This is a genomic window from Sporosarcina sp. QA0331 (genome assembly GCF_055808055.1).
Map to the genome: position 1 here is coordinate 3,612,973 of NZ_CM147850.1, position 25,164 is coordinate 3,638,136.

23 protein-coding genes and 5 tRNA genes are annotated in these 25,164 nt (G+C 44.4%); 8 read left to right on the plus strand and 20 right to left on the minus strand.

Features of this window, described 5'->3' with window-relative positions; genetic code table 11:
- Positions 1-74 precede the first annotated feature (74 nt).
- Positions 75-1,643 carry an amidohydrolase gene (locus tag AC0L13_RS18345; RefSeq protein ID WP_473642174.1) on the minus strand — a complete coding sequence of 523 codons (1,569 nt, stop codon included), beginning with the start codon at positions 1,641-1,643 and terminating at the stop codon, positions 75-77.
- A 107-nt stretch (positions 1,644-1,750) separates the two neighbouring features.
- On the opposite strand from AC0L13_RS18345, the gene AC0L13_RS18350 reads away from it, so the two are divergent.
- The 5 genes from AC0L13_RS18350 to pstA all read left to right on the plus strand — a co-directional run bounded on the left by AC0L13_RS18350 (position 1,751) and on the right by pstA (position 6,240).
- On the plus strand, positions 1,751-2,191 hold the full coding sequence (locus AC0L13_RS18350) for a YtoQ family protein (RefSeq protein WP_381441689.1): 441 nt from the start codon (positions 1,751-1,753) through the stop codon (positions 2,189-2,191).
- 127 nt (positions 2,192-2,318) lie between these two features.
- Positions 2,319-3,140 carry a phosphate ABC transporter ATP-binding protein PstB gene (pstB, locus tag AC0L13_RS18355; RefSeq protein ID WP_473642178.1) on the plus strand — a complete coding sequence of 274 codons (822 nt, stop codon included), beginning with the start codon at positions 2,319-2,321 and terminating at the stop codon, positions 3,138-3,140.
- A gap of 175 nt (positions 3,141-3,315) precedes the next feature.
- Positions 3,316-4,296 carry a PstS family phosphate ABC transporter substrate-binding protein gene (locus AC0L13_RS18360; protein ID WP_473642181.1) on the plus strand — a complete coding sequence of 327 codons (981 nt, stop codon included), beginning with the start codon at positions 3,316-3,318 and terminating at the stop codon, positions 4,294-4,296.
- Positions 4,297-4,400: 104 nt separating this feature from the next.
- Entirely contained in the window at positions 4,401-5,354 is a 954-nt protein-coding gene (pstC, locus tag AC0L13_RS18365) for a phosphate ABC transporter permease subunit PstC (protein WP_473642184.1), read from the plus strand.
- Between the two features lies 1 nt (position 5,355).
- Positions 5,356-6,240, plus strand: a complete 885-nt coding sequence (gene pstA, locus AC0L13_RS18370) for a phosphate ABC transporter permease PstA (RefSeq protein ID WP_473642186.1) — start codon at positions 5,356-5,358, stop codon at positions 6,238-6,240.
- 191 nt (positions 6,241-6,431) lie between these two features.
- On the opposite strand, the gene glmM is transcribed toward pstA, so the two are convergent.
- From glmM to AC0L13_RS18430, 12 genes are all read right to left on the minus strand, one after another.
- Positions 6,432-7,784 carry a phosphoglucosamine mutase gene (gene glmM, locus AC0L13_RS18375; protein WP_473642188.1) on the minus strand — a complete coding sequence of 451 codons (1,353 nt, stop codon included), beginning with the start codon at positions 7,782-7,784 and terminating at the stop codon, positions 6,432-6,434.
- Positions 7,785-7,824: 40 nt separating this feature from the next.
- Entirely contained in the window at positions 7,825-9,096 is a 1,272-nt protein-coding gene (locus tag AC0L13_RS18380) for a CdaR family protein (protein WP_473642190.1), read from the minus strand.
- A complete protein-coding gene (cdaA, locus tag AC0L13_RS18385; RefSeq protein ID WP_473642192.1) occupies positions 9,089-9,928 on the minus strand; it encodes a diadenylate cyclase CdaA in 840 nt (279 codons plus the stop codon). Before cdaA ends, AC0L13_RS18380 begins: the two co-directional genes overlap by 8 nt.
- Before the next feature lie 205 nt (positions 9,929-10,133).
- A complete protein-coding gene (locus tag AC0L13_RS18390; RefSeq protein WP_473642194.1) occupies positions 10,134-10,766 on the minus strand; it encodes a zf-HC2 domain-containing protein in 633 nt (210 codons plus the stop codon).
- A gap of 13 nt (positions 10,767-10,779) precedes the next feature.
- Positions 10,780-11,343 (minus strand): RNA polymerase sigma factor SigW, encoded by a 564-nt coding sequence (sigW, locus tag AC0L13_RS18395; RefSeq protein ID WP_473642196.1) that lies wholly within the window; start codon positions 11,341-11,343, stop codon positions 10,780-10,782.
- A 367-nt stretch (positions 11,344-11,710) separates the two neighbouring features.
- Positions 11,711-12,616: an arginase gene (gene rocF, locus AC0L13_RS18400; RefSeq protein ID WP_473642198.1), complete on the minus strand. Its 906-nt coding sequence runs from the start codon at positions 12,614-12,616 to the stop codon at positions 11,711-11,713.
- 70 nt (positions 12,617-12,686) lie between these two features.
- Positions 12,687-14,462: a putative bifunctional diguanylate cyclase/phosphodiesterase gene (locus AC0L13_RS18405; RefSeq protein ID WP_473642200.1), complete on the minus strand. Its 1,776-nt coding sequence runs from the start codon at positions 14,460-14,462 to the stop codon at positions 12,687-12,689.
- A gap of 598 nt (positions 14,463-15,060) precedes the next feature.
- Positions 15,061-15,135, minus strand: a tRNA-Gln gene (locus AC0L13_RS18410).
- Positions 15,136-15,224: 89 nt separating this feature from the next.
- A tRNA-Tyr gene (locus tag AC0L13_RS18415) sits at positions 15,225-15,309 on the minus strand.
- Between the two features lie 193 nt (positions 15,310-15,502).
- Positions 15,503-15,577, minus strand: a tRNA-Glu gene (locus AC0L13_RS18420).
- Between the two features lie 163 nt (positions 15,578-15,740).
- Positions 15,741-15,816, minus strand: a tRNA-Thr gene (locus AC0L13_RS18425).
- A 7-nt stretch (positions 15,817-15,823) separates the two neighbouring features.
- A tRNA-Asn gene (locus AC0L13_RS18430) sits at positions 15,824-15,898 on the minus strand.
- A 171-nt stretch (positions 15,899-16,069) separates the two neighbouring features.
- Here AC0L13_RS18430 and AC0L13_RS18435 point away from each other — a divergent pair.
- Positions 16,070-16,735: a polysaccharide deacetylase family protein gene (locus AC0L13_RS18435; protein WP_473642202.1), complete on the plus strand. Its 666-nt coding sequence runs from the start codon at positions 16,070-16,072 to the stop codon at positions 16,733-16,735.
- 212 nt (positions 16,736-16,947) lie between these two features.
- Here AC0L13_RS18435 and AC0L13_RS18440 read toward each other — a convergent pair whose 3' ends face one another.
- The gene (locus AC0L13_RS18440; protein WP_473642204.1) at positions 16,948-17,631 is read right to left on the minus strand and encodes a KinB-signaling pathway activation protein; all 684 of its coding nucleotides are present in this window, start codon (positions 17,629-17,631) and stop codon (positions 16,948-16,950) included.
- Between the two features lie 142 nt (positions 17,632-17,773).
- Here AC0L13_RS18440 and gerD point away from each other — a divergent pair, with 142 nt between their 5' ends.
- A complete protein-coding gene (gene gerD / locus AC0L13_RS18445; RefSeq protein WP_473642206.1) occupies positions 17,774-18,397 on the plus strand; it encodes a spore germination lipoprotein GerD in 624 nt (207 codons plus the stop codon).
- 32 nt (positions 18,398-18,429) lie between these two features.
- Here the strand turns inward: gerD and AC0L13_RS18450 are convergent, their stop codons facing one another.
- The 5 genes from AC0L13_RS18450 to AC0L13_RS18470 all read right to left on the minus strand — a co-directional run bounded on the left by AC0L13_RS18450 (position 18,430) and on the right by AC0L13_RS18470 (position 22,914).
- On the minus strand, positions 18,430-19,488 hold the full coding sequence (locus tag AC0L13_RS18450) for an Mrp/NBP35 family ATP-binding protein (protein WP_473642208.1): 1,059 nt from the start codon (positions 19,486-19,488) through the stop codon (positions 18,430-18,432).
- A gap of 77 nt (positions 19,489-19,565) precedes the next feature.
- Positions 19,566-20,279, minus strand: a complete 714-nt coding sequence (locus AC0L13_RS18455; RefSeq protein ID WP_473642210.1) for an N-acetylmuramoyl-L-alanine amidase — start codon at positions 20,277-20,279, stop codon at positions 19,566-19,568.
- A 422-nt stretch (positions 20,280-20,701) separates the two neighbouring features.
- Complete coding sequence (locus tag AC0L13_RS18460; protein ID WP_473642212.1) at positions 20,702-20,998, minus strand: rhodanese-like domain-containing protein; 297 nt, start codon at positions 20,996-20,998, stop codon at positions 20,702-20,704.
- Between the two features lie 130 nt (positions 20,999-21,128).
- The gene (locus AC0L13_RS18465) at positions 21,129-22,460 is read right to left on the minus strand and encodes an MATE family efflux transporter (protein WP_473642214.1); all 1,332 of its coding nucleotides are present in this window, start codon (positions 22,458-22,460) and stop codon (positions 21,129-21,131) included.
- Entirely contained in the window at positions 22,438-22,914 is a 477-nt protein-coding gene (locus AC0L13_RS18470; RefSeq protein ID WP_473642216.1) for a GNAT family N-acetyltransferase, read from the minus strand. Before AC0L13_RS18470 ends, AC0L13_RS18465 begins: the two co-directional genes overlap by 23 nt.
- An 84-nt stretch (positions 22,915-22,998) precedes the next feature.
- On the opposite strand from AC0L13_RS18470, the gene AC0L13_RS18475 reads away from it, so the two are divergent.
- Positions 22,999-23,829: a MerR family transcriptional regulator gene (locus AC0L13_RS18475; RefSeq protein WP_473642218.1), complete on the plus strand. Its 831-nt coding sequence runs from the start codon at positions 22,999-23,001 to the stop codon at positions 23,827-23,829.
- Positions 23,830-23,909: 80 nt separating this feature from the next.
- Here the strand turns inward: AC0L13_RS18475 and AC0L13_RS18480 are convergent, their stop codons facing one another.
- Positions 23,910-25,148, minus strand: a complete 1,239-nt coding sequence (locus AC0L13_RS18480) for a 2,3-bisphosphoglycerate-independent phosphoglycerate mutase (protein WP_473642220.1) — start codon at positions 25,146-25,148, stop codon at positions 23,910-23,912.
- Between the last annotated feature and the right edge of the window lie 16 nt (positions 25,149-25,164).

The window sequence follows — 25,164 nt, forward strand, 5'->3', positions numbered from 1 at the left end:
AGATCCCCCCACATGCTGAAAAGAAGATAACAGACGAGTAACATCATGCTATCTTCCTTCCAATATCATTTTTATTATTTCCGATACATAATTTCACCTGCCACTACTGTCATCTCAACAGACGTTTCTAGGATCTCCTCTTCATCCACCTCAAACAAATCTTTCTCAAGCACTGTGAAATCCGCATCATAGCCGACGCCTAACTTGCCTCGTGAATCTGCTTTGCCAATCGTCGCCGCGCTGCCTGTTGTGAATAAACTAACCGCCTCAAAACGACTCAGCTTCTCCTTCGGCAAGTACCCTTCATGCGTCTCGCCCGGCTTCCTTCTTGTTGCTGCGGCATAGATGCCAAGCAACGGATCGACTTCTTCAATCGGCGCGTCCGATCCTGCGCCGCAAATGAACCCTTCATCGATGAGACGCTTCCATGCATACGCCCAGTCCAATCGCTCTTCACCTAACCGGTCCATCACCCACGGAAAATCGGACGATACAAAAACGGGTTGGATATCCAAAACGACAGGAAGTTTCTTCATACGCTCCACTAAATCATCACGCAGCACATTCACATGGATGAGCCGGTCCCGCTTCCCTTCTGGCACTGGATGGCGCTCGATTGCGTCCAATCCTTTTTCAACCGCCCCGTCCCCGATCATATGCATCGCAACAGCCTGCCCATACTTCCGTGCAGTCTCCACATGTTCATCGATTTCCAGATCTGTCAACACTGCTGTGCCCGAAGTGGATGGATCATTTGCGTATGGTCCCCCCAACAAAGCTGTGCTTCCACCGAGCGATCCATCGATAAAGAACTTCATTTCTCCCGGTTCGATCCACGGTTCATCATACGTTGCGTTATCTTCCATTAGTTGTGTAAACACCGTCGATCTACGCAATAAATGCGCACGGAACTTTTTCTTTTCCCCTATGACATTTCTGAACGCTTGCAACGGATTTCGATAATCACCGTAATAGCCCAAGTCATCCGTCACTGCACCGGTCAGTCCTTTTGACAGCAAATCATCGACCGATTTCTCAAGCGCTTTCGTCAGCATCTCCTCGGTCGGCTCTGGAATAAGCTGCTGCATCCGATCCATCGGACCTTCCTTCAATACGCCAGTCGGCTCCCCATTTTCATCTCTTTCAATGACCCCATCATCCGGATCTGGTGTATCCTTCGTAATGCCCGCGAGTTCAAGCGCTTTCGAATTGGCGATAGCCGCATGTCTGCATGTTCGTTTTAGAAACATCGGCGAATCCGTCACTTTGTCTAATTCATGTCGAGTGAAAATCTTTCTATCTGCAAAATTGTTTTCGTTCCATCCTTCGCCAATGAACCACTCATCCGCTTTCAAATCGGGATAAGCGTTCAAGAGCATATCCATCATGTCATCAGCGGATTTCGCCTTCGACAAATCGAAGCTAAGCAGCTTCTGACCGTGCCCGATCATATGCATATGATTGTCGATGAATCCCGGGTAAAGCACCGCTCCATTAAGGTCGACTTCGTTATTCGCTTCCTCTTTTAGTTCATGATAATCGCCTACCGCGATAATTTTACCGTTTTCCGTCAGTAACGCCTCGACGGTTTCCCCTTCCTTTTTCATCGTATACAACTTGCCATTATGCCAAATCGTTTTCATCCATATTCCCCCTTTTCTTTCCTTAATTCTAAACTTTCGTGCAACGTTGGGCAATCTAATTCGAATGAATGCTATAATGGAACCATCATTTCAGGGAGGGATTTTTTATGAGATTAACTGTTTATCTTGCAGGAGAAATCCATACGTCATGGCGCGAAGAAGTGAAACAGAAAGTTGCTGCTTTAAACTTGCCGATTGACTTCGTCGGCCCGATGGAAGACCACGATCGCTCGGATAATATCGGAGAGGAGATTTTAGGCAAGCAGCCGAATGCGATCTTCAAAGATGCAGCCGCTTCTAGCTTTAACAATTTGCGGACTGAACTATTAATGAAGAAAGCCGATCTTGTCATTGCTCTTTTCGGTGAGCAGTACAAGCAATGGAATACGGCGATGGATGCGAGTGCTGCGGTTGCATACGGCAAGCCGCTCATCCTTATCCGTTCCGAACAGCATCATCATCCGTTAAAAGAGCTTTCCCGCAAAGCACATGCTACGGTTGAGACCGTCGACCAAGCCGTGAAGGCATTGCATTATATTTTTGAATGAACTAAAAGGCTATCCGATTCGGGGATGGCCTTTTTTCATTTACAGAATCTTTACATCGCCTTCATACTCACTCAATAATCCTCCCGTACACTATACGTAAGCCTCAATCCAACTAGGAGGATTTTAAATGACAATTTCACTTCATGAACGTATAAAGGAAAAACCATTATCAGTCGTGCGAAATGAAAACTGGCAGAAGCCGATTTATGAAACGAATGGCTTGAATCTCTGGTACGGCACGTCGCATGCTTTAAAAAATATAGACTTGGCAATTAATGAACGCGAAGTTACGGCTATCATCGGCCCATCAGGCTGTGGAAAATCTACATTCATCAAAACATTGAATCGAATGGTGGAAACAGCAGCCGATGTCTCCATCTCCGGGAATGTCACTTTTAAAGGAAATAATATCTTAGGCAAGGCGATGCCTGTCGAAATACTCCGTTCCAAAGTCGGAATGGTATTCCAAAAGCCGAATCCCTTCCCAAAATCAATTTATGAAAACGTCGCTTTTGGACCAAGAGTCCACGGCATCCGCAACAAGGCAACACTTGATACAATCGTTGAAGAAAGCTTACGGAAAGCCGCATTATGGGACGAAGTAAAAGACAGATTGCATAAGAGCGCATATGGCCTTTCCGGTGGTCAACAACAACGACTATGTATCGCTAGATGTCTTGCCATAGACCCAGAAGTGATTTTGATGGATGAACCGACTTCAGCTCTCGATCCAGTATCGACACATAAGATCGAAGAGTTAATCCGTTCTATTAAGAACGATGTTACAATCGCCATCGTCACACATAATATGCAGCAAGCTTCACGTATTTCCGACCGTACTGCATTCTTCCTCAATGGCGAAGTGGTTGAACATGACCGTACGACGACTATCTTCAACAATCCTTCAGACAAGATGACAGAAGACTATATTAACGGCCGATTCGGTTGAACTTTACGATGTAGAAACCCGCTTATTAGAAGCGGGTTTTTATTTTTTCATCTAAAATCAATTTACAATACATTTACATATTTACAATACTCACTTAACAATCAGCCGTTATGATTTAGTTGTGAGGGAAATTCCTTCATCTACATTAGAACATAACTCAGGGGAGGATTTATCAATGAAGTTCAACAAGTTTCTTTTATTCATGATCATGGCTGCGTTTGCAGTTGTCCTTGCAGCATGTGGCAAAGATGAAGACAGCACAGATTCAGGCAGCAGCACAGCTTCCGCACAAGGATCTTCTGGCGAAGAGCTGGAAGGCAGCGTTGCAATCGACGGTTCCGGAACAGTATACCCGCTCATGGCTCGTCTTGCTGAGGAGTATATGGTGAACGAACAAGAGAACGTATCTGTTGAAGTGAGCCGTGCAGGTACAAGTGCAGGCTTCAAGAAATTCCTCGTTGAAAATGGTACAGACTTTAACGATGCTTCCCGACAAATCAAAGACGAAGAAGCTGCAGAAGCCGATAAGCTTGGCATCGAAGTGAAAGAATTGAAAGTTGCTTTAGACGGTCTTACTTTCGTCATCAATAAAGATAATGATTGGGCTACAGAAATGACGCCTGAACAATTAATTAGCATTTTCCTTGCAGATAGCACTGTTGAAAACTGGTCTGACATTAATCCGGATTGGCCGAATGAAAAGATCAATGCTATGGGACCAAATGAAAACCACGGAACGTATGAATTTTTCTATGAAAGCATTTTAGATAAGCAAGACATGGATAGCTCTGTTAACTTACAACAAGAATATTCAACTCTTGTAAACCTTGTTTCTGAAGATAAGAATGGTATTGCATTCTTCGGATTTGGCTACTACGTTAACAACCAAGACAAGTTGAACGCTGTTGCGGTGGACTTCGGAAATGGTCCAGTAGAGCCGGCATTGGATACGATTGCTGAAGATGGAGCTTATGCAGACTTCACTCGCCCGGTCTTCACATACTTGAATGTGAACCATGCAAAAGAGAAACCACAAGTTAAAGACTTTGCAATTTACGTGATGAACAATATTAATACATTCGCAGGAGAAACAGGCTTTGCACCAATTCCAGAATCTGAAGTAAAAGAAAACGTCAGCTTCCTCGAAGGCCTGTAAGCAACAAAAGCGCAAGCGCCTAGGCAATTGAGTCTAGACAAGAAAAGGATGAGGGCTGCCCGCAGCCTTCATCCTCTTGCATCTTACCGGAAGGAGTCTCATTAATGATAAATCATGAATTTCCAAAAACAGATAAAGTGAATATCCGAGACATGATCGACCAAAATCAGCGCAGCAATTCAATCAGAAGAAGAATCGAAAAGCTAATTCCCATCTTCCTCACATTGATCGCTTCTATATCTGTCCTGACGACAATCGGCATCATTTGGACACTGTTATCCGAAACAGTGGAGTTTTTTAAACGGGTGCCATTCCTCGATTTCTTTACAGGCACCGTCTTGAGACCACTAAGCCAGAACCCTGAGTTCGGACTGCTCCCTTTATTGATGGGTACCCTAACCTCCTCTTTAATCGCAATGGCTGTAGCCGCCCCAATCGGGTTGATGGCTGCCATTTACTTGAGTGAATATGCGTCGCCCAAAGTAAGAAAAGTTGTTAAACCTGTGCTTGAGCTGTTGGCCGGTGTACCAACAATTGTTTATGGTTTTTTTGCCTTTACATTTGTAACACCGCTATTGCGCGAGTTCATCCCAAGCCTTCAAGCGACAAATATACTAAGCCCCGGCCTAGTCATGGGAGTCATGATCATTCCGATGATCGCTTCTCTATCTGAAGATGCAATGAGCTCCGTTCCAAACGCAATGCGCGAAGGAGCTTCTGGATTAGGTGCCACGAAACTTGAAGTAACACGCAAAGTTGTCATCCCTGCTGCTTTATCCGGCATTATCGCTTCATTCGTCCTTGGAATATCCCGAGCAATCGGAGAAACGATGATTGTGACGATTGCGAGCGGCAGTACGAAAAACTTCACTTTTGACATTACACAGTCGATGCAGACGATGACCGCTTATATCGTAGAAGTAACGGGCGGAGATGCTCCTGCAGGCTCAACTGTTTATTATAGCCTGTATGCAGTGGCGATGACGCTATTCGTTTTTACACTCATTATGAACCTTCTTGCAAGGGCCGTTTCCAAGAAGTTCAGGGAGGAATACTAACATGAAACATCTTAACGAAAACCAACATATCCGTCGGACTAAGTCCCGTATGCTCTTGAATCAATTTTCGAAATACATTTTTATGCTTTCCGCCTTTTTCGGCTTGTTCTTTCTCGCCGTTTTACTGTACAAAGTTGTAGCAGACGGCATTGGTTCCATTAACATGGATTTCCTAACAGGTAAATTATCGACACAACCAGAGCGTGCGGGCATTATGGGAGCAATTCTCGGAACGTTTTGGCTTATGCTTGTCGTTGCTCCTGTCACGATGTTTTTAGGTGTTGGTACGGCAATTTTCTTAGAGATGTACGCGAAGAAAGGCCGAGTACTTGGGTTCATTCAAACGAATATCTCCAACTTGGCGGGCGTTCCTTCCATTGTTTACGGGATCCTTGGAATGACAGTATTTGTACGCGCGCTGAACCTTGGAAACGTCGTCCTTGCTGGCGGTTTGGCGATGTCTTTATTGATACTGCCAATCGTTATCGTTGCGAGCCAGGAAGCAATCCGCTCCATCCCCTTCTTTTTAAGTGAAGCGGCTTACGGATTGGGTGCGACAAAATGGCAAACCATTCAGCGGGTCATCCTACCAGCAGCACTGCCAGGAATTTTAACGGGTGCAATTCTTGCCCTTTCTCGAGCAATCGGTGAAACAGCACCGCTCGTCGTCATCGGCATTCCTGCATTGCTTATCCCGTTCCCGGGAGGCATCCTGGATCGTTTCACGGTGTTACCGGTACAGATTTATTATTGGACGTTGGATGCTTCATTAGTTGCGGAATACGCCAATTTGGCAGCCGCCACGATCATCGTATTGCTTGTGGCGCTGTTCATTTTGAATTCCACGGCAATCATCATTCGAAATAAATTCCAACGTGTATTCTAAGTGGTATTTTCCATCGCATCCGATTGTGGGTGCGATTTTTTTATTTCTTTCATTACAGGGATCCTAACCGCCTGATATAGCATCATAACCGCCTAATAAGTCGCTCTCACCGCCTGTTAACAGATAAAAAAAGGATGAAGGAAATGTTTTCCTTCATCCATTACAGTATATTAGACAAGCCTGTTCGTTTCTTATTCTTCCGTTCCCATTTCTGCACGCACGACTTCTGCAATGCGGTCGACAAAGCGTTTGCAAGTATCGTGGTCTGGTGATTCAACCATTACACGTACGAGTGGCTCCGTTCCTGATGGACGGACGAGTACTCTGCCGTTTCCGGCCATTTCCTCTTCTACATCCTTAATAACAGCAGCAACTTTTGCATTTTCGGTCACTTTGTTTTTATCCGTCACACGGACGTTGACGAGCTCCTGCGGGTAAATCGTCATCTCACTTGCAAGTTCGGATAACTTTCTTCCTGTCCGCTTCATGATGTTGACGAGCTGCAATGCCGTCAAGAGGCCATCCCCTGTCGTATTGTAATCGAGCAAGATGATGTGGCCAGATTGTTCTCCGCCAAGATTATAGTTCCCTTTTTTCATTTCTTCGACGACATATCGGTCTCCAACAGCTGTTTTGACGCTCATCATGCCTTGTCGCTCCAACGCTTTATAAAAGCCGAGGTTACTCATAATCGTAGAAACAATCGTGTCAGATTTTAGGCGGCCTTTCGATTGGAGGTGACGCCCGATGATGAACATGATTTGGTCTCCGTTAATGATCCGACCTAGTTCATCAACTGCAATGAGACGGTCTCCATCGCCATCAAAAGCAAGTCCGATGTCTGCGCCTTTATCGATTACAAGCTGACTAAGTCCTTCCGGATGTGTTGATCCGACGCCGTCATTGATGTTCACACCATTCGGTGAGACTCCTATCGTCGATAAGTCCGCATCCAAATCAGCAAAGACATGTGTTGCCAATGAAGAAGTAGCACCATGCGCGCAATCCAGGGCAATATGGAGGTCTGTGAACTCCTCATCAACCGTCTGTTTCAAGTATTGGATGTATTTGTGGCCACCTTCGAAGTAATCCGTTACAGTTCCGACTTCCGCTCCTACCGGACGAGGCAGTTGATCCGTCTCTTCGTGCAAGAGGGCTTCAATTTCATCTTCCTGCTCATCTGTCAATTTGAACCCGTCCGCTCCGAAAAACTTGATGCCGTTATCCTCAAATGGATTATGGGATGCAGATATCATGACACCTGCCTGGGCATTCATTACGCGTGTCAAGTAAGCTACACCTGGCGTACTGATGATTCCGAGCCTCATTACTTCGATTCCCATCGATAACAGACCCGCAATCAAAGCGTTTTCCAATAAATGGCCGGATATGCGAGTATCCCTGCCGACAAGGACTTGTGACGTCTCCTGTGAATCTTTTGTCAGCACATATCCGCCAATTCTACCAAGTCTAAAAGCAAGCTCAGGCGTTAATTCTTTATTTGCAATCCCACGGACGCCATCTGTTCCGAAATACTTTGTCATTATCCATACTCCCTTTCAATGCTCATAATCAGCTTCTTCATTATGCAAGCTTTATTTCCAGCGTCACTTCATCCTCTGAAATCTTCCAAGCAATACCGTCAGGCGCAACTACAGAAAGCGGATATGAGTGTTCGCCTTCCTCATTCGTCTCGGAAGCATCGACGCTAATATCGAAGTCTGAAACGTCTAGTGAATTGATAACATCCTCTTTTGCCGTCACTGTTACATCGACGACACCTTCAGTGGGTTTCAGAAAGGTACTGCTAAATTTCTCATCCAGCCCTTTCACAGCGATGGGGATGTTTTTGAATTCCTTTGTTACATCCTCCTCAGTCGGTTCCATCGATATGTCCGGAGGAGGATCTTCTCCATTCAAAGTCGTTACTCGAATATTCACTTTAACTTTGTCCTTTGAAAGCTTGGATACTCCCTTCGGTTTTGGAACGTTCAACTCTACTGTCCCTGACTCCTTCACTTTCGAAATATCAACATCTACACGAACTTCGTCAATGGACTCCAACGTCTTCTGTGGTCCGTAAAGTGTTACTGTCTTCATATCCGTGAAAACGGAGTCGATTACGATGTTCTCTCCTGGAACGCCTTTTTCCCTTAAAACGATCGGCACCTCTTTACTATTTTCTTTCACTTCCACTTTAACAGTTACATCCTCGGGATCGATCGTGACATTCAATTTATTCAAATCCCGGTCAAGCACCCGGACACGAGCTTTTTGCTCAAACGATTTATCAATTCCCGGATCACCTGTTGCAGAAACCTTTACGAAGCTAATTGATTCGATGACGCTTTTGGCGCCCGTCACTTGGATCATAGAAGGTTCGACTTCCTTTTTCACGGCATTGTAACCTTCTGCGAGCAATCGCTCATTAAACTCAGGCTCAACTGGGAACGATTTCGATATTTTCTCTTCGATGACGACATCCACCGTTGCTGGGTCCAATCTTACATCCAGCTTTTCCGAGAGGTTTTCTGCTTGGATCCTAACTGTATGTCTTCCCAATTCGAGGGTCCGCAGGTCGACCTTCAATGTGAAATCCTTCAACAGTTTTGTTGACTGTACAAGGTTGGAAGGTCCGTCAATTGACATATTGACGGTTTTCGGTACTCCTGTGACAACAAGGTTTTCATTGTCAAAAAAAACTTCCACTGGGACATCGCGAAGGACATCCTGTGAATCACCGATTGTGGATCCTGTCTTTTTATCTTCCTCCGCCTGAACGGAAAAGAAAAGGATAATGGCAAGCGCCAATGCCGTAATACGGAGAAACCATGGGCGATCCATTAATTTATCCATTTTTCTGTTTCCCCCATTTCCAGAATGAAGTAGATGAGGTTTCATCAGGTTCTGCTCCAAACCATACTTTCCGCAGTTGTTTCTCAAATTCATCCATTGACAAATTCCGGTTAATATCTCCATTTGTCGTAAGGCTGACTGCACCTGTCTCTTCGGAAACGACAATTGTGATTGCGTCGGTCACTTCACTGATGCCAAGAGCTGCCCTGTGTCGGGTTCCGAGTTCCTTTGAAATGAAAGGATTTTCCGAAAGCGGTAAATAGCATCCTGCAGCAGCGATGCGATTTTTTTGTAAAATGACAGCCCCGTCATGCAACGGAGTATTCGGGATGAATATATTGATGAGCAATTCCGAAGTGACAATTGAGTTCAACGGAGTCCCTGTTTCAATATACTCACTAAGCCCTGTCTCCCGTTCAATCGATATAAGTGCTCCAATCCGCCGCTTCGCCATATAGCTCACCGACTTGTTGAAAGCGTCGATCATGCGATCACGTTCCTCTTCTTCCTGCATTGCCGACCTCGCAAACAAACGGCCTCGACCAAGTTGCTCCAACGCACGGCGTATCTCGGGTTGAAAAAGGATAATAATAGCAAGGAAACCGAACATCAACACTTGATCCAGCATCCACTTCAATGTATCAAGACCAAGGTATTCAGTAAGAATACGGGCAAATAAAATAACGAAAATCCCTTTTAATAGCTGTACGGCTTTCGTGCCTTTTATGATGGTGATTAATTTATAGAAAACAAACCAAACGAGAAGCACATCCACTATATTTTTAAGTATTTCAATCGGACTTGAGTTTGTAATCATTTCCCAACCAGGCATGCGCTTCCCTCACCTTCATCGCATATTCTTTACTTCAGTATATCATACAGCTCAGTTTCAATGCTCTTGAAAACGAACAAGGACTGGCTACTAATGGAACGTTTTTGATCGGTGTTTTGTTTCCTTTCCCTATGTGTCAAACGTTCATTCATGAAAAATAAAAAACAATCGCCCACCCTTTGCCGGGAAGGCGATCGTGCAATCATTATTCTTCCCCTGACTCTCCATCGGAGGACGGGAAAATATCTTTAACTGTCGACTTGATTTTATACCATAACCAATCAAAGGCCCGATCAATTTCTTCGCTTTTTCCTGTAACAACTGCCGTTGAAGCCATGTATTTCGAACCGCGGATGACAGTTACATTGCCGTCCACTTCTCCTTCAATTCGAAGATTGCCGTTTTTGACGACGATATCCCCTTTCACAACTTCACCAGCAGGGACGACGACCGTTTCCCCTTCAACGACCAGATTTGGTTGCTTCGTGAATGAAAACTGCTGATTATTGCCGAAACTAGAAAAGAGCGTCGCGCTCATTAATATCAAAAACAGTGCAGCCGCAGCCACGAGTGGGTGCCTGCGTAAAAGCCGTTGAAAACCTGCTTGCGATTTTTCTTTCGGGAGACGTGCCATGACGCCTGAGACAAATCCTTCCGGGGCTTGGATTGGAGCAGCATCCTTCAGGAATAAAGCCGACATTTTGAATTCATCCATCATTTCCCTACAATGTTCACAGCCAGCTAAATGCTCCTGCAACAATTGCTCATCCTCGCGGCTTATGTCTCCGTCTAAATACGCGTGCATTAAATGGATCACTGGTTCCTGACACGTATTCATACTTAATTCCCTCCTACATATTACCCATTTGTTTCCGTAGCGCTTCCCGGCCACGGTGAACTCGGGTCTTTACGGTTCCAAGTGGTAATTCTAAAATATCACTAATCTCCTGCAACGGCAATTCTTCCATATATCGTAGGACGATAACAGAACGATATTTTTCAGGAAGCCTTCCAATCTCATATTGGACACGATCCTGCGCTTCCATACGTTCCACTTCTTCCTCCGGCAAGTCGCCGGCTGCTGCAATCTGCGAATACATATTCAGGCCATCCGTTCCAGGCACTGTTGCATCAAGATAATAATCCGGTTTCTTTTTACGGATTCTATCGATGCATAAATTTGTTGCAATCCGAAATAACCAAGTGGAAAATTTCCGTTTCTGGTCGTACGTATGGATGTTCACATATGCACGCACAAATGCTTCTTGAGCTATATCTTCCGCTTCCTGGGGATTGCCGAGCATTCGATAACAAACATGATACAGCCGATGTTGAAACATGGTGACAATTTCTTCGAATGCATCCTGATCGCCTTTGATCACATCATTTATTCTTTTATTGACCAATTCATCCAATGACTTTCATCCTCCGCTCTATGCGGCTGTTCCTTCTATACGTTTGAAGGGTCCAACAGGTTTCATTTTTTTAATTCATATTTTTATTTTACCAAAGATTGATAAATATTTCCGTTCTTTTAGGAATTTTGTTTACTGAAATCAATTACGCCTTGGCGTAATTATGTCCAGTTTTTGAATTGCGCTTGAGGCCGGCAGGATGTCGGTCATGCAGTCGTTGCGACAGGACGTCGCGAACTTAGACTGCCATCCATAACTCCCCTCAAAATCTGTGACATCCGCCGGAGGCTTTTTACTTGCTTCAGTCGAGGGTTTAATCGACTGAAGCAAGTAAAAACCGCTCGGATAATAATCCAAGCGGCACTTCTCATAATAATTTTTCTCCGAACAATGATCCCATTAGTCCGACTGCGACATCCGCAGTTTTGTTCTTTTCATCGAGAATCGGATTCACTTCGACGAATTCCGCTGATGTGATCATGCCCGAATCTTCAAGCATTTCCATTGCAAGATGGCTTTCGCGATAGCTGATTCCGCCTGGCACCGGTGTTCCGACTCCCGGTGTGTAGAGAGGATCGAGGCCGTCCAAATCCAATGACAGGTGGACACCATCAACATTCTTAGCTTGCAAATAAGCAATCGCTTCCTTCATGACCGAAGTCATGCCATCGCGGTCAATTTCGTGCATCGTGAATACTTTGATGCCTAGATCTTTAATTAACAAACGCTCGCCCGGATCGACTGAACGGGCTCCGATAATGACAATGTTTTCGGGCCTTACTTTCTGCCCTTCTTTAAAAATGTTTACTAATCTTTCATGCCCCCGGCCCATGAGAACCGCAAGCGGCATTCCATGGATATTACCTGATGGTGACGTTTCAGCAGTATTCATGTCAACATGCGCATCATACCAGATGACACCTAAGTTTTTATACGTTGACGATAATCCCGCAATCGTCCCGATTGCAATGCTGTGATCGCCCCCGAGGACGAGTGGGAAATTCCCTTTTTCTACGACTTCAGCAACCCGATTTGCAAGTTCACTCGTCGCTTGGACAACTTCCTCCAAGTTTTTCAAGTTCGTAGCTTCACGATCTTTATGTTCGACAGAGCTTACTTGGATATCCCCTTCATCCTTCAGCGTGTGTCCGATCGCTTCCAATCTTTTTATCGCCCCCGCATAACGGATGGCACTCGGTCCCATGTCCACGCCTCTTCTGCTTTGTCCGTAATCGAGCGGAACACCAATTAGTGATATATCCAATTTTCTCATATATGTCAGCCCCCCATCCATATTGTAATTCGTTCAATGGAATGGCTCAACCTGACAAGTTTACGGATATTTATTCATATTCTACTGATTTCGAAAACATGAATTCACAGTCTTCGGGAGGTAAAGGCTTGCTAAAGAAATAGCCTTGTCCTTCTCTGCAGCCTAAGTTGCAAAGGATTTTCGCCTGTTCTTCCGTCTCGATTCCTTCGGCAACGACATTAAGGCCTGCCGTGTCCGCCAATGTAACAATCGCCTTGACGATAGCTCTGCTGTTTTCGTTCACGTCAATGTCCTTCACGAATGACATGTCGATTTTCACTGTGTCCGCAGGCAATTCCTTAATATAACTGAAAGTGCTATAACCTGTTCCGAAATCATCGATTGCGACGTGCATGCCTAAATCCCTGATCTGCTGAATCGTCTCCCTCATTTCATCGCGGTCTGCGAATGAGCTCTCGGTCAGCTCAATTTCGATGAGTTCCGGTTCCACTTCCTCTTCCATAAGAATCCGTTTTATCGTTCCAACGATATCCGCATCATCCAGCTGGACGGTCGACATATTCACAGCAATGCGAATCGGTCCATACCCTTCACGCTTCCATTGCGCCGCCTGCTTGCAAGCTTTCCGTAAAATCCATTCGCCTAGAGGCAAAATGATTTTCGTCTCCTCCGCTAACGGAATGAATTTATCCGGCGGAATGCGACCGAGATCGGGATGATTCCAGCGTACCAATGCCTCGACCCCAGACAGATCACCACGAGCCAAATTCATTTTCGGTTGATACTCCAATGTGAAATGTCCCATTTGAACACTTTTACGCAATTCATTCTCCAACAATATGCGTTCCAACGTTTTCGTCGCTGTTCCAGGTTCATACATTTTATAGTTCCCGCCGCCATGCTCCTTAACATAATGCAGCGCCTTTTCGGCCTTCATCATAAGCTCCTGCGCGACTTTAGCATGTTTTGGAAATAACGCAATGCCACAGCTAGTGGAAATGGTGTACAATTCACCATCAATGCTTATCGGATTTTCCAAACTGCTCTTTATTTTCTCCGTCAACTGCTCCGCTTCTTCCTCGTCCGCAGCCTCCGTTAACGTGAATGCAAATTCATCACCTGAGATGCGACCAATGATGTCTTCATGACTAAGTACGTTCTTCAACCGGCTCGCGACTACCGACAGCACATAATCCCCAGTTTCCTGTCCGAAAGAGTCATTTACGTTTCGCAATCGATCGATGTTCAAATATACAAGTCCTAATCTTGATCCATCTTTCCGTTTACTTTCGATACACGTTCTCAGCTCCTTGCTGAACGCATTACGATTGAGCAATGACGTCAGTTGGTCGTTATACGAGAGATCACGGTTTTCTTCGGCAATTCGACGGTATGTTTGTGCATCCTTTCGAATTTTCTCCTCCATAAACTTCCGTTCTGTAATATCATAACGAATGGAAATATATCTGTTCGGGATTCCCTTTTCATTCAAAAAAGGAACAATCTTCGTATCGACCCAGTAAACGCTGCCATCTTTTGCTCGGTTGCGAATTTCACCTTGCCAGATTTTCCCGCGGCCAATTGTTGACCACATATCTTTGAAAAACTCTTTCGAATGATAGCCTGAATTAATGATCGAGTGCGCAGCCCCAATCAGCTCATCAGCTTCGTATTGGGATATCTTTGTAAACAATTCATTGACATAGGTGATTTTTCCCGTGCGATCAGTAATCGCGATTATGACGGTTTGATCGAGCGCAAATGCAATATCAGCGAGAATAGCCTCCACGTCAATCTGTTTGTCGTCGCCTGTCATTTTACGCATCACTTCAAAATAATTGTGCATGTGAACATCATCAATCCTTTCAACTGAAACCTTGCTGCCTATTTGAATAAACTTCGATGACTCCACGGTAATCCAAATACGCATAAATCAGTTCAAAAGCGCATAAACGCTTCTACATACGCATATATTTCCTGAAAAGCTCATAAATGAGTACAAATACGCATAAATAAGCCTAAATACGCATAAACACCTACGAACTGTTCTATATTTGTTGGAATCTACGTCATTTCTGCTGATCATGAAGTCTTTCAATGAACATAGATATGATTCGTTGTCTCTACTATACAATACCTTTCTATAATACTCGCAAAAACTGGATTTGACGGATCGCTGTATGAACATTTTTTGAAAGTCGTGAGAGGGGTTTTTAGGCAATAAAAAAATCCTATCTTTTGGATGGATTTGAGTGGGATGTATGAGGTTTTATAATTTAGGGAGCTTTGGTGTTAAAATTGGTTTGCTTGTGATGCTTTGTAATTAAAAACGTTTTGCTCGCAATACCTTAAATTTAGGATGCTCTATAATTAAAACCGGTTTGCTCCTAATTCCTTTCGGAATTACTCGCAAAACTTTTTTATCGCAAAGCGCTAAAAAAGTTTGGCTGGGGTAGCTGGATTCGAACCAACGAATGACGGAGTCAAAGTCCGTTGCCTTACCGCTTGGCTATACCCCAACGTTAAAATAGAGTTTAGCTTCGCATTGCTGCTTCGGCTTCACTCGTTTTTAACTGGATTAGCAAACATGTTAAAGCGTAAGTATGTATGGTGGTGGGGGACGGATTCGAACCGCCGAACCCTGAGGGAGCGGATTTACAGTCCGCCGCGTTTAGCCACTTCGCTACCCCACCAGGTTAAAATTGTGATAAGCTGCGCATCTCTTTGTCAGCTTCATTCGTTCACTCGGTCACGTACCTTTTGTACGCTCCCTCTTTCTCTCAATCGCTTCCGCGACCTGCTTGCTTCTCCCAATTTTAACGGGAGTACAGTGATAAGCTGCGCATTTCTTTGTCAGCTTCATTTTATTAACTTTAGAAACAAACATGGTGACCCCTACGGGATTCGAACCCGTGTTACCGCCGTGAAAGGGCGGTGTCTTAACCGCTTGACCAAGGGGCCATATAAGATTTATAAACTGCTTTATGAATCGCACAAATGTTATATTAACAAATTCGCATTCGTTATGCAAGTCTATTTTTCATTTTTAATTTTCGCATTCCAAAGGGCAGGTTGACATAAAAAAAGCGTCTTTCTTAATGAAACAGAAGTCGCAAGTTTCATCTGGAGCTTCCAACCGGATTCGAACCGGTGACCTCTTCCTTACCATGGAAGCACTCTACCTACTGAGCTATGGAAGCATAAAAATGGCTCCGCAGGTAGGACTCGAACCTACGACCGATCGGTTAACAGCCGATTGCTCTACCACTGAGCTACTGCGGAATCGTAATTATTATTTCCAACGACATTATTTAGTTTAGCTGAAAGCCGGGTGAAAATCAACCCTTTTTCCACTACCCTGTAACGACTTTCTTATATTAGCATGACCCAATCATATTGGTCAAGCCTTTATCATAAAGTACCCTATAGATTTCGTTTTAAAGGGGATGTGACTTGAGAGCTAAACTAGTTATTCTCATTTTTGTTTGCTGCGCTGCCGCCCTATTCTTCCCAAGCATGCCCGGATCGGATTCATTGAAGGCTGTTTTCCGGTTGACGGACGAGCCGAATGAAGTCATCGTCAGAGGAATGTCTGGTTCTGCGATGACAATTAATATTTCATTCGGAGACGAGGAAGTGAAGCAGCTGGTTCGTGAATTACAGGCTCCCTATCCATTGCTTCTTCTTGATATGGAATGGGCCGACCGTTTTCCGGAAATCGTACAATTGATCAAGAAACGAAACATCCCGACCGGCTTACTGGGACATGCAGGGATGGAATATGAACAGAACACACCTCTTCTCATTGAACAGCTCGAAAAGTATGAGGAGTTGTTCGGTGCCAAACCGTTATGGTTCAGGACGTCTGATGAACAGTTTCCATATTCTTTACGAAGTGCGCTATGGGATAGCGAAGTGAATGCTCTCGGTTCATCCGTCCGCTGGCATACAGGAGAGCCGCCGCCGGTCATTGAAGGAGAAATTATTTCGTTGCCGCATCATCGTGAAGAAAGGATCACATTATCCAATTTTAAAAAGCTGGCCGAGACACGCCAGAATAGGTTATTGGAAGATGTCCTTTTCAACATGTCCATCAAAACAAAAAAAATGCCGAAGTAACAAAAGCGGAAAGCGCCTGCCTAGAGGCGACAGGCATAAGACAAAGATGTGGAGTGGTTGTCTTTTCGCTGCTCGTAACGCTACGCTTTTGCTCGCAAAAGCCGTTCTTCGTGACGGCTTTAGCTTTGACTTATGACCCGAACCTCTGGCGCCTGGAGTCTAGACGTAAACAAAAAGCGCAGTTCTCCTTTATTTGAGGAACTGCGCTTTTATCATTTCGCTTTTGCCGTTTTTGCTGATTTCGATTTTCGCGCCTGTTTACGCGCATCCAGCTTTGCCTTGTCCTCATCGGATTGGCGGTTGTACTTCGGCAGCATGAGAAGCTGATATGCATTGACCGCGAGTAGCGGGAATAATAATATTGTCACCCACGAGTCGATATTGCCTGAACGGACCATCAATGCCGGTAGCCATTCGAGCGTCGTAATGACGATCATGAAGAACAGTGCGGAAATGAGCGTGTGTTTTTTTGTCCATTTCGCTTTGAAATAAGCCGTGACAATAGAAACTGCTAATAATGAAAACAGCAGCGTCAAATAAAGCATGGTTCGCCCGGTATCTCCAGCCGTCAGTTTGAATCTGAAAAACACGAGATCAAAGATGACTACCGCGATGATGAGCAGCTGCACCCAATTCCATAATGTCAATGTTCTGAATAAGTTCACCCCAAATTGGTGAACCGTCAAATAGGCGAAGAAGCCCATTTGCGCGACGACACTCATCGTAAATCCGAGAAAGATCATCCATAAGAATGCGCCAAGAAACTCTGTATATTCTCCGGATGATAAGTATTGTGAGAAGAATTCCCAACGGACAATCAACCCGAGAATTCCCGTGACAACTCCTCCGATAATTAATGCAGTAAAAAAGAATTTAACCCAATTTCGTATGGTCACGTTACTGTTCCCCCGTTTTCAATTGCTTCCATTAGTGTATCAACGTTTTGCCGAAAAATCTATTTCCTTGAATGCGTAATGCATATTCCTCTTTATATTGTGAACAATAATTGAAAACGCAATCGGAAGGGAAATTGATCTCATGATGAAAAAATGGGTTCATTTACTTGTACTTGTTATATTATTATCGGGCTGCAGTATGCAACAGCAAGGACCGAATTATGATGAAATGAAGAAGATGATGACGGATGCTTTGCAAACCGAGGATGGAAAAAAGGCTGTCCGGACAATGCTATCCGATCCCGAATTCAGGGAGTTGATGGTACTGGATCAGGCGGAAGTGAAAAAATCCATCGAGGATACGTTATTGTCGGATAAAGGTGAGGATTTCTGGAAAAAGGCATTTGAGGATCCGAAGTTCACCGAAAAAATTGCGAAAAGCATGAAGGATCAGCAGCAAGACATTATGTCGAAGCTAATTAATGACTCTTCATTCCAAGAAGAAATGGTGGAATTTTTCGGACAGCCTGATATGCAAAAACAAATGGAAACCATTTTGCAATCGGCAAATATGAAAAAACAGATGGAGAAGTCGATTGAAGAAACGATTAACAGCCCATTGCTCAAGGCGAAATGGCAGGAGCTGATCCTCAAAGCGGGTGAAGTGGCACCGACCGAGAAGCAAGGTGGTGGCGGTGAATCTGGCGGAGGCGGCGGTGGACAAGCAGGCGGTGGTGGTGGAAATAGCGGCGGCGGAGGTCAATAACCTCCACCGCCCATTTTGTATGAAGCTTCCCGTTATTTTTTGGTTTTCTCGATAACTGTCTGTGCAATTTTCGTGTACGTTTGACCAATCGGATGATCTTCTGCATAAACGGATGGGGCAAATTCAGTTTCATTCCAATCCGGCTGACCGAGTGGAATTTGTCCTAATAGCTCGGTACGTAATTCTTCTGCTAACCGAGTGCCTCCGCCTTGGCCGAATACGTATTCCTTTTCGTTTGTCAGTTTCGACTCAAACCACGCCATGTTTTCAATGACACCTAAGAGGGCATGATCTGTTTGAAGCGCCATTGCTCCTGCGCGTGCCGCTACGAATGCTGCTGTCGGATGCGGCGTTGTGACGACAATCTCCTTAGATGAAGGAATCATTTGGTGAACATCAAGCGCGACATCCCCAGTACCAGGCGGTAAATCTAAGATGAGATAATCCAGCGGTCCCCAATCTACATCACGGAAAAACTGATCTAGCACTTTCCCGAGCATTGGCCCACGCCATACGACCGGAGCGTTATCTTCCACGAAGAACCCCATGGAAATTACTTTCACTCCAAAACGTTCTACCGGGATGATTCGATTTTCACGGATGACCGGCAATTCTGTAATACCCATCATATCAGGCACACTGAATCCGTAAATATCCGCATCGATCAATCCAACCTTCTTCCCGAGACGAGCAAGGGCAACCGCCAAGTTCACGGAAACCGTCGATTTCCCCACTCCACCTTTCCCGGATGCAATTGAAATGAATTCAATATCATTCAACGGAGACAGTAAGTCTTGAGCTTCAGCCTCCGTTGCCGTACCGCGGAATTTTTCGAGTGTTTCAGGCGGCAGTTCCTCAAAACGGATACCGACTGAATCTGCTCCTGCTGCTTTTATTACTTCAACCACTTTCATCTGCAAGTTCATTTGCTCCGCTGTGTTGACTTTAGCGATGGCCAATTTTACACTGACATGCTTTTTCTCCGGTTTAACCGATACGCTAACAATCCCATCGGTTTCCGCAAGTGTTTTATGTAAAAACGGATCCTTCAACTCGCCTACAACGTCACGGACAATTTGTTCGTTAATCAATATGGCCACTCCTTAGAGGTTTATTTCTTCTCCTCTAAGTATACCATATTGCTACACTTGCAAAGTCAGAATTGTCTTCATTGCTTTTCAGATAAATGAAATTGGATGATTCCTTCCACTATCGCATCCGCCACTTTCCCGTGATAGGCAGGATCCGTCAACAATGCCCGTTCCTCCGGGTTTGAGATGAAGCCAGTCTCTATTAAAACGGATGGCATCGGAACCTTTTTCAACAAATAAACTCCTTTGATCGCCAATGCTTCACGATCAGTATTCTGTAAATTATTTACGAAAGATCCTTGAATTGATTTTGCTAAGAGCTCTCCTCCAGGATGGCCTTCAGCATGATAAAACACTTGTGAACCTCGCCATCTTTGTTCTGGAATCGCGTTGACATGGACGCTGAGGAACATATCAGGATCCTCTTCAATTGCAAGGCTTTCTCGCAATTTCAAGTCGGCCATTTTTCTTTGCCTTGTCGTTCCGAACTTCTCACTCGGTGCGTGTTCTGCAAGGGCGTCTCCTTCCTTCTCACGCGTCATGACGACCATTGCACCCTTCTTTTCCAATCTCTTCTTCAATTCATGCGAAATGCTTAACGTAATGTCCCTCTCTACAACTTCTCCAACCGACGCTCCGCCGTCCAGTCCCCCGTGCCCGGGATCAATGACAATTTTCACTCCCCCAAGCTGTTCAGGCATGAAAAAACCCCTGTCCGAGGCATTCACACCGTAAAGCACGATAAGTAGGGAGCTTGCAAATAACAACCCGATGATAAGCCATCGTTTCAATCTCACACCGCCTTTTTCCTCCACTATACGCAGACCTTGGCCAAGATATGAATGCTTGTATCAACAAAAGCGGAGGGCGCCTGCTTAGAGGCGACAGGCATAAGACAAAGATGCGGCGTGGCGCTTTTTGCCACAGAGCAGCTTTGGCTTATGACCCGAGCTTCTGGAGCCTGGAGTCTAGACGTAACAAAAGCGGAGGGTGGTGGTTAACCGCGACAGGCATAAGACAAAGATACGAAGTGGCGCTTTTTGCAGAAATTAAGGCACCTCTTTGGTGGCGGTTAACTGCGACAGGCATAAGTCAGATCTGCGAAACGGCGCTTTTGCCGTGAAGCAGAGCTGACTTATGACCCGAGGAGTTGCCACCCGGAGTCTAGACGCGGACAAAAAAAGAAGCCATTCCGGCTCCCTTTTTGCATTCCTTATTCAACGTCTCCTTGCCAATCCAACATGCCGCCAACCATATTAGTTACGTCATATCCTTGTGCCTCTAAAAATTCTGCAGCGCGCCCACTGCGACCGCCTGACCGGCAAATAAGCACATATGGCGTTGCTTTATCGAGTTCTTCCAAACGATCTGGAACTTCCCCTAATGGAATATGAATCGCACCGGGAATAATTCCTGCCGCGACCTCGTCATCTTCACGTACATCAATCATATGAAGGATTTCCCCATTATCAAGTTTTTGCTGAACTTCTGCTGTCTTCATCTCTTTCATATCGAATCCTCCTCATAGTCATTTCTTCCATCTTATCTATGAGAGAAGCCTGTCGTCCAGCACTTTGATTATCATTTCAACTTCGACTGTCGCCTGAGCACTTTAATACTTTTATGACTCCAGCTTTAACTCAAGTAGAAATCACTTTAGGATTTTTCTTTACATAATAGAATATGAGCAACGCCGTAACACCTTCAGCAACGGGGAATGTCCACCAAATCGCCCGCGCTCCGAATACGATCGGCAACACGATGAGTGCTGGGACAAATAAAACGATACTGCGCAATAGCATAATCCAAGTTGCAAGGCGTGTCTTTTCAATCGATTGTAAGAACTCCGCAAATACTAAATTAATGCCCAAGAATATATAACCAAACGCAAAATGAACAAAACCTTGTGATGCCATTTGGCGAACATCCATTGTACTGTCACCGAACACGGCCATCATCTGCGCAGGAAATAATATAGCAGCAACCGCAATGATGAATCCAAATCCAAACGCGGTGACAATGCCAATTTTCAAAAGCGCTGTCACTCTCTTCATTAGCCTAGCGCCATAATGATAACTGACAATAGGCTGCAGCGCCATGCCTATACCGTAAAACATCATTAAGAGCACTGTATGAATATAATTAACCATCGCGTAGGCTGTTACGCCGTTATCTCCCAAATAGTATAAAAACGTAACATTATACAAAATCACGATAACAGCTACTGAAGCTTCTACAATAAAGCTTGGCAGGCCAATTGCAAATACGCTCTTTACATCAGTCCAGTTAAAAAACTTTCGGACAAACTTCAACTCTGACTTCTTCCTGAAGAAATGAAGGCACAGCACAGCGGCTCCTATCATTGTGGATATTACAGTAGCCAATGCGCAACCTGTTACCCCATAGTCAAATACGAATATAAAGAGATAATTCAACACGATATTCAAAACGGATGTAGTGACCAAACCCGCCATCGCAAGTTTTGGATTTCCATCATTTCTAATGAAGATACTAAGCATATTTTCAATTGTATAAAAGATGCCAAACAGCAAAATAATAGACAAATATTCTTTTACATACGGATAGGTGCTGTTATTCGCCCCAAAAATATAAGAGATGTCTTGCAGGTTGAGTAACAAGGTAATGATTAAAATGACAACCACTGTTAACATCGTTACGAATGACAATGTGAAGATCTGATGCGCACGTGCTTTATTCTGTTGACCGAGCGCTATGGAATAGAGTGTTGCGCCACCCATTCCAATCCAAAGGGAAATTGATAACAAAATGGAGAAGATTGGGACCGCAATATTTACTCCTGCCAGCGCCATCGGTCCAACACCATGACTCACAAAAATACCATCCACTAAAATATTGACCGACATGAGCAGCATGCCGATCATAGCGGGAAATAAATAAGATAGAAATAATGGTTTCAGTGGTTTTGTTTCAATTAGATTCATTGTAGTCATCAATTCCCACCTCCTTGACCATCACCATTTCACCATTCTCATCAATCTCTCCATTGAAAACAAACCCGAACTTTTTATAAAGCTGAATGGCTACTTCGTTATCATCAAAAACACTTAAGTAAATGCGGCTGCAATGAAATGTCGCTTGCAAATAACAAATGAGTTGCTGCAAAAAGTATTTTCCTATTCCTCGATGCTGATAACGCTCATCTATAAAAAACCGATCCAGCCATACACGCTGTTCTCCTTGATCCTGTTGAAACGTGCCGTACATTGCAAATCCCACTGCAGTATCTCCCTTATATAAACCAACAGGTACGAAACGACGATCGCTTTCTGCCTCCGTTAAGCATTGCCACGTCGTTTCAATAAAACCTTGTTGATCGTCTGCAATATGCAATGATAAAATCTCCTCTTTATTTACAGCTGTAATGTTCCGAATTTCCGAGAACATGTTGTCAAAACCTTTCTATGTGTATTATGGATAGGTATAATTTAAGGTATATAGTAACTATACAGTCAAGAAGGAGATTATACATTGTCAAATCGGAAAATTAAGTACTTTACGACAGGTGAATTTGCTAAGCTATGCAAAGTTAACAAACAGACACTTATTTATTATGATCAAATCGGTTTACTATCGCCCGCTATGAAAGACGATAAAGACTACCGTTATTATTCGATTGCCCAATATGATTATTTTAGTGTCATTGAATTATTAAAAGCGGTTGGCATGTCACTGAAAGAAATTCAGACGTACATGGCGGATAAATCCCCCAATAACTTTTTGCAATTAATGCAGCAGCAAAAAGAGGTTGTGGAGAAAAAGCGGCAAGAACTACGAATGATTGAAAGCATGATAAACGTGAAAATACAATCGACTGAGGAAACACTGCATCTCGACTTTGACAGCATTACCATTCAGCATTTTCCGGAAGAAATATTGTATCTTAGCGAAAACATTGAAGACTCCTCAGAAGAACAATTTGTCGAAGCAGTTTCCGATTTCATTGATGAATTGTATCGTTCACAATTAGATACAGGTTATCCGATTGGCGCCATTACAAAGAGAGAGCAAGTGTTATCCGGCAACTATGATAATTATTCATACTTGTATATGGAACAGCCACTTCCGCGCAAAGGACATTCCTATTTCAAGGCCCTTGAAGGAGAAGTTATTATTGGATATCACGTAGGGACTGCAAGTTCAATTGAACAAACCTATAAACGATTATTTACCTTTATGGATGAGCATCACTATCGGTTGGGGCAGTATGTGTATGAGGAATATGTATATGATGCTTTTATTAGAAACGATGAAGCAGAGTATGTGACGAAGATTATGTTGGAAATTGAAAAAGAAGTTTGACATGCGTATGGCGATCTTTCGAAATAAAAGTCGATCGGACACAGCTGAAAACCCCTTCCGCTATTCGGAAGGGGTTACTATTAATTTCCTTGCTTCTTCACCAATCCCATTAAACCGTGCAGCGTCCTTACAAAATTGTTCCCAGCCATATGTCCTAACCCGCCATACGCGCAATCCATTTCATTGTAGTTCATAACCCGGTCTCTTCGTATACTAGGGCCAGCAATAAGAACTGGCACCGGATCTCCCGAATGCTCCCCGATTTCACAAGGAGTCGAGTGGTCGGCTGCTATTGCTAAATAGACATCGTTTGGAAGCTGTTCTACAATAAGCGCAACCATATGATCAAACAGCTCAATCGCTTTCGCTTTTTCATGCGGTTCATTGTCATGGCCTTTGACGTCCGGCGCTTTGAAATGAACATAGACCATATCATTGTCCGCGATTTCTTCGATCGCCAATTTTGCTTTCAATTCTATATTCGAATCGATATTGCCCGTCATACTGCGATCTGTGATCGTTTTAAAACCCGCTAACTGGGCAACGCCTAATACAGTACTCTCTCCTGCAATACAGCTTCCTGTCATCTGCATTGTTTCGGTGATCGGTGTGAGATCCGCCATCCGCCCCGCGCCCCTCGTCAAAATAAAGTTTGCAGGCAGCTTGCCTGCTGCAATGCGCTCTTTATTTACAGGGTGGTTGGATAGCCGTTCATACGCCTCTTGCACGAATTGATTTAACAATTCAGCCGTTCTTTTAGCTTCTTTAGAATGATCCAATGGCATCACCTTATGGTAAGGCTGCCCATCATTCGGTGCTTTCGGGTCGGAATCGCTAATTTGATCACTCAAACCGGATCCGCGCAAAATCAAGACAGACCGGTGCTCTGTAGCAGGCTTGAAGTGGACAGTTACTCCACCCTCTAACTCCATCCCATCAATTGCTCGAGCAAGCTCGTCAGTCTTTTCACGAATTCTTCCTGCTCTCCGATTGACGACAAGGCCTTTCTCATTCACAGTTGAAAAGTTACAACGGAGTACAATATCACCAGGCTTTACGTCCATTCCAATACCAAGAGCTTCAATAGGCCCTCTTCCCGGATAGTGGCGGGGTTCATAGCCAAAAAGAATAATATGCCCCATATCCGTCCCGACTGGAATGCCTGGAGCAATCAAATCCATCATGCCGCTAATGCCTTGTGAGGCAAGTTGGTCCAAATTAGGAGTTCGCGCGAATTCCAATGGTGTTTGTCCTTCCAATAAAGGATGAGGCCGATCCCCGATCCCGTCAGCAATCGCCATAATCACTTTTCTGCGCATCATGTTGTCCTCCTTT

Excerpts from the sequence above, each read along its gene's own strand:
- AC0L13_RS18345 (WP_473642174.1), bottom strand. The coding sequence starts at position 1,643 with ATGAAAACGATTTGGCATAATGGCAAGTTGTATACGATGAAAAAGGAA.
- AC0L13_RS18350 (WP_381441689.1), top strand. The coding sequence starts at position 1,751 with ATGAGATTAACTGTTTATCTTGCAGGAGAAATCCATACGTCATGGCGC.
- pstB (WP_473642178.1), top strand. The coding sequence starts at position 2,319 with ATGACAATTTCACTTCATGAACGTATAAAGGAAAAACCATTATCAGTC.
- AC0L13_RS18360 (WP_473642181.1), top strand. The coding sequence starts at position 3,316 with ATGAAGTTCAACAAGTTTCTTTTATTCATGATCATGGCTGCGTTTGCA.
- pstC (WP_473642184.1), top strand. The coding sequence starts at position 4,401 with ATGATAAATCATGAATTTCCAAAAACAGATAAAGTGAATATCCGAGAC.
- pstA (WP_473642186.1), top strand. The coding sequence starts at position 5,356 with ATGAAACATCTTAACGAAAACCAACATATCCGTCGGACTAAGTCCCGT.
- glmM (WP_473642188.1), bottom strand. The coding sequence starts at position 7,784 with ATGACAAAGTATTTCGGAACAGATGGCGTCCGTGGGATTGCAAATAAA.
- AC0L13_RS18380 (WP_473642190.1), bottom strand. The coding sequence starts at position 9,096 with ATGGATAAATTAATGGATCGCCCATGGTTTCTCCGTATTACGGCATTG.
- cdaA (WP_473642192.1), bottom strand. The coding sequence starts at position 9,928 with ATGCCTGGTTGGGAAATGATTACAAACTCAAGTCCGATTGAAATACTT.
- AC0L13_RS18390 (WP_473642194.1), bottom strand. The coding sequence starts at position 10,766 with ATGAATACGTGTCAGGAACCAGTGATCCATTTAATGCACGCGTATTTA.
- rocF (WP_473642198.1), bottom strand. The coding sequence starts at position 12,616 with ATGAGAAAATTGGATATATCACTAATTGGTGTTCCGCTCGATTACGGA.
- AC0L13_RS18405 (WP_473642200.1), bottom strand. The coding sequence starts at position 14,462 with ATGCACAATTATTTTGAAGTGATGCGTAAAATGACAGGCGACGACAAA.
- gerD (WP_473642206.1), top strand. The coding sequence starts at position 17,774 with ATGATGAAAAAATGGGTTCATTTACTTGTACTTGTTATATTATTATCG.
- AC0L13_RS18460 (WP_473642212.1), bottom strand. The coding sequence starts at position 20,998 with ATGAAAGAGATGAAGACAGCAGAAGTTCAGCAAAAACTTGATAATGGG.
- AC0L13_RS18465 (WP_473642214.1), bottom strand. The coding sequence starts at position 22,460 with ATGACTACAATGAATCTAATTGAAACAAAACCACTGAAACCATTATTT.
- AC0L13_RS18470 (WP_473642216.1), bottom strand. The coding sequence starts at position 22,914 with ATGTTCTCGGAAATTCGGAACATTACAGCTGTAAATAAAGAGGAGATT.
- AC0L13_RS18480 (WP_473642220.1), bottom strand. The coding sequence starts at position 25,148 with ATGCGCAGAAAAGTGATTATGGCGATTGCTGACGGGATCGGGGATCGG.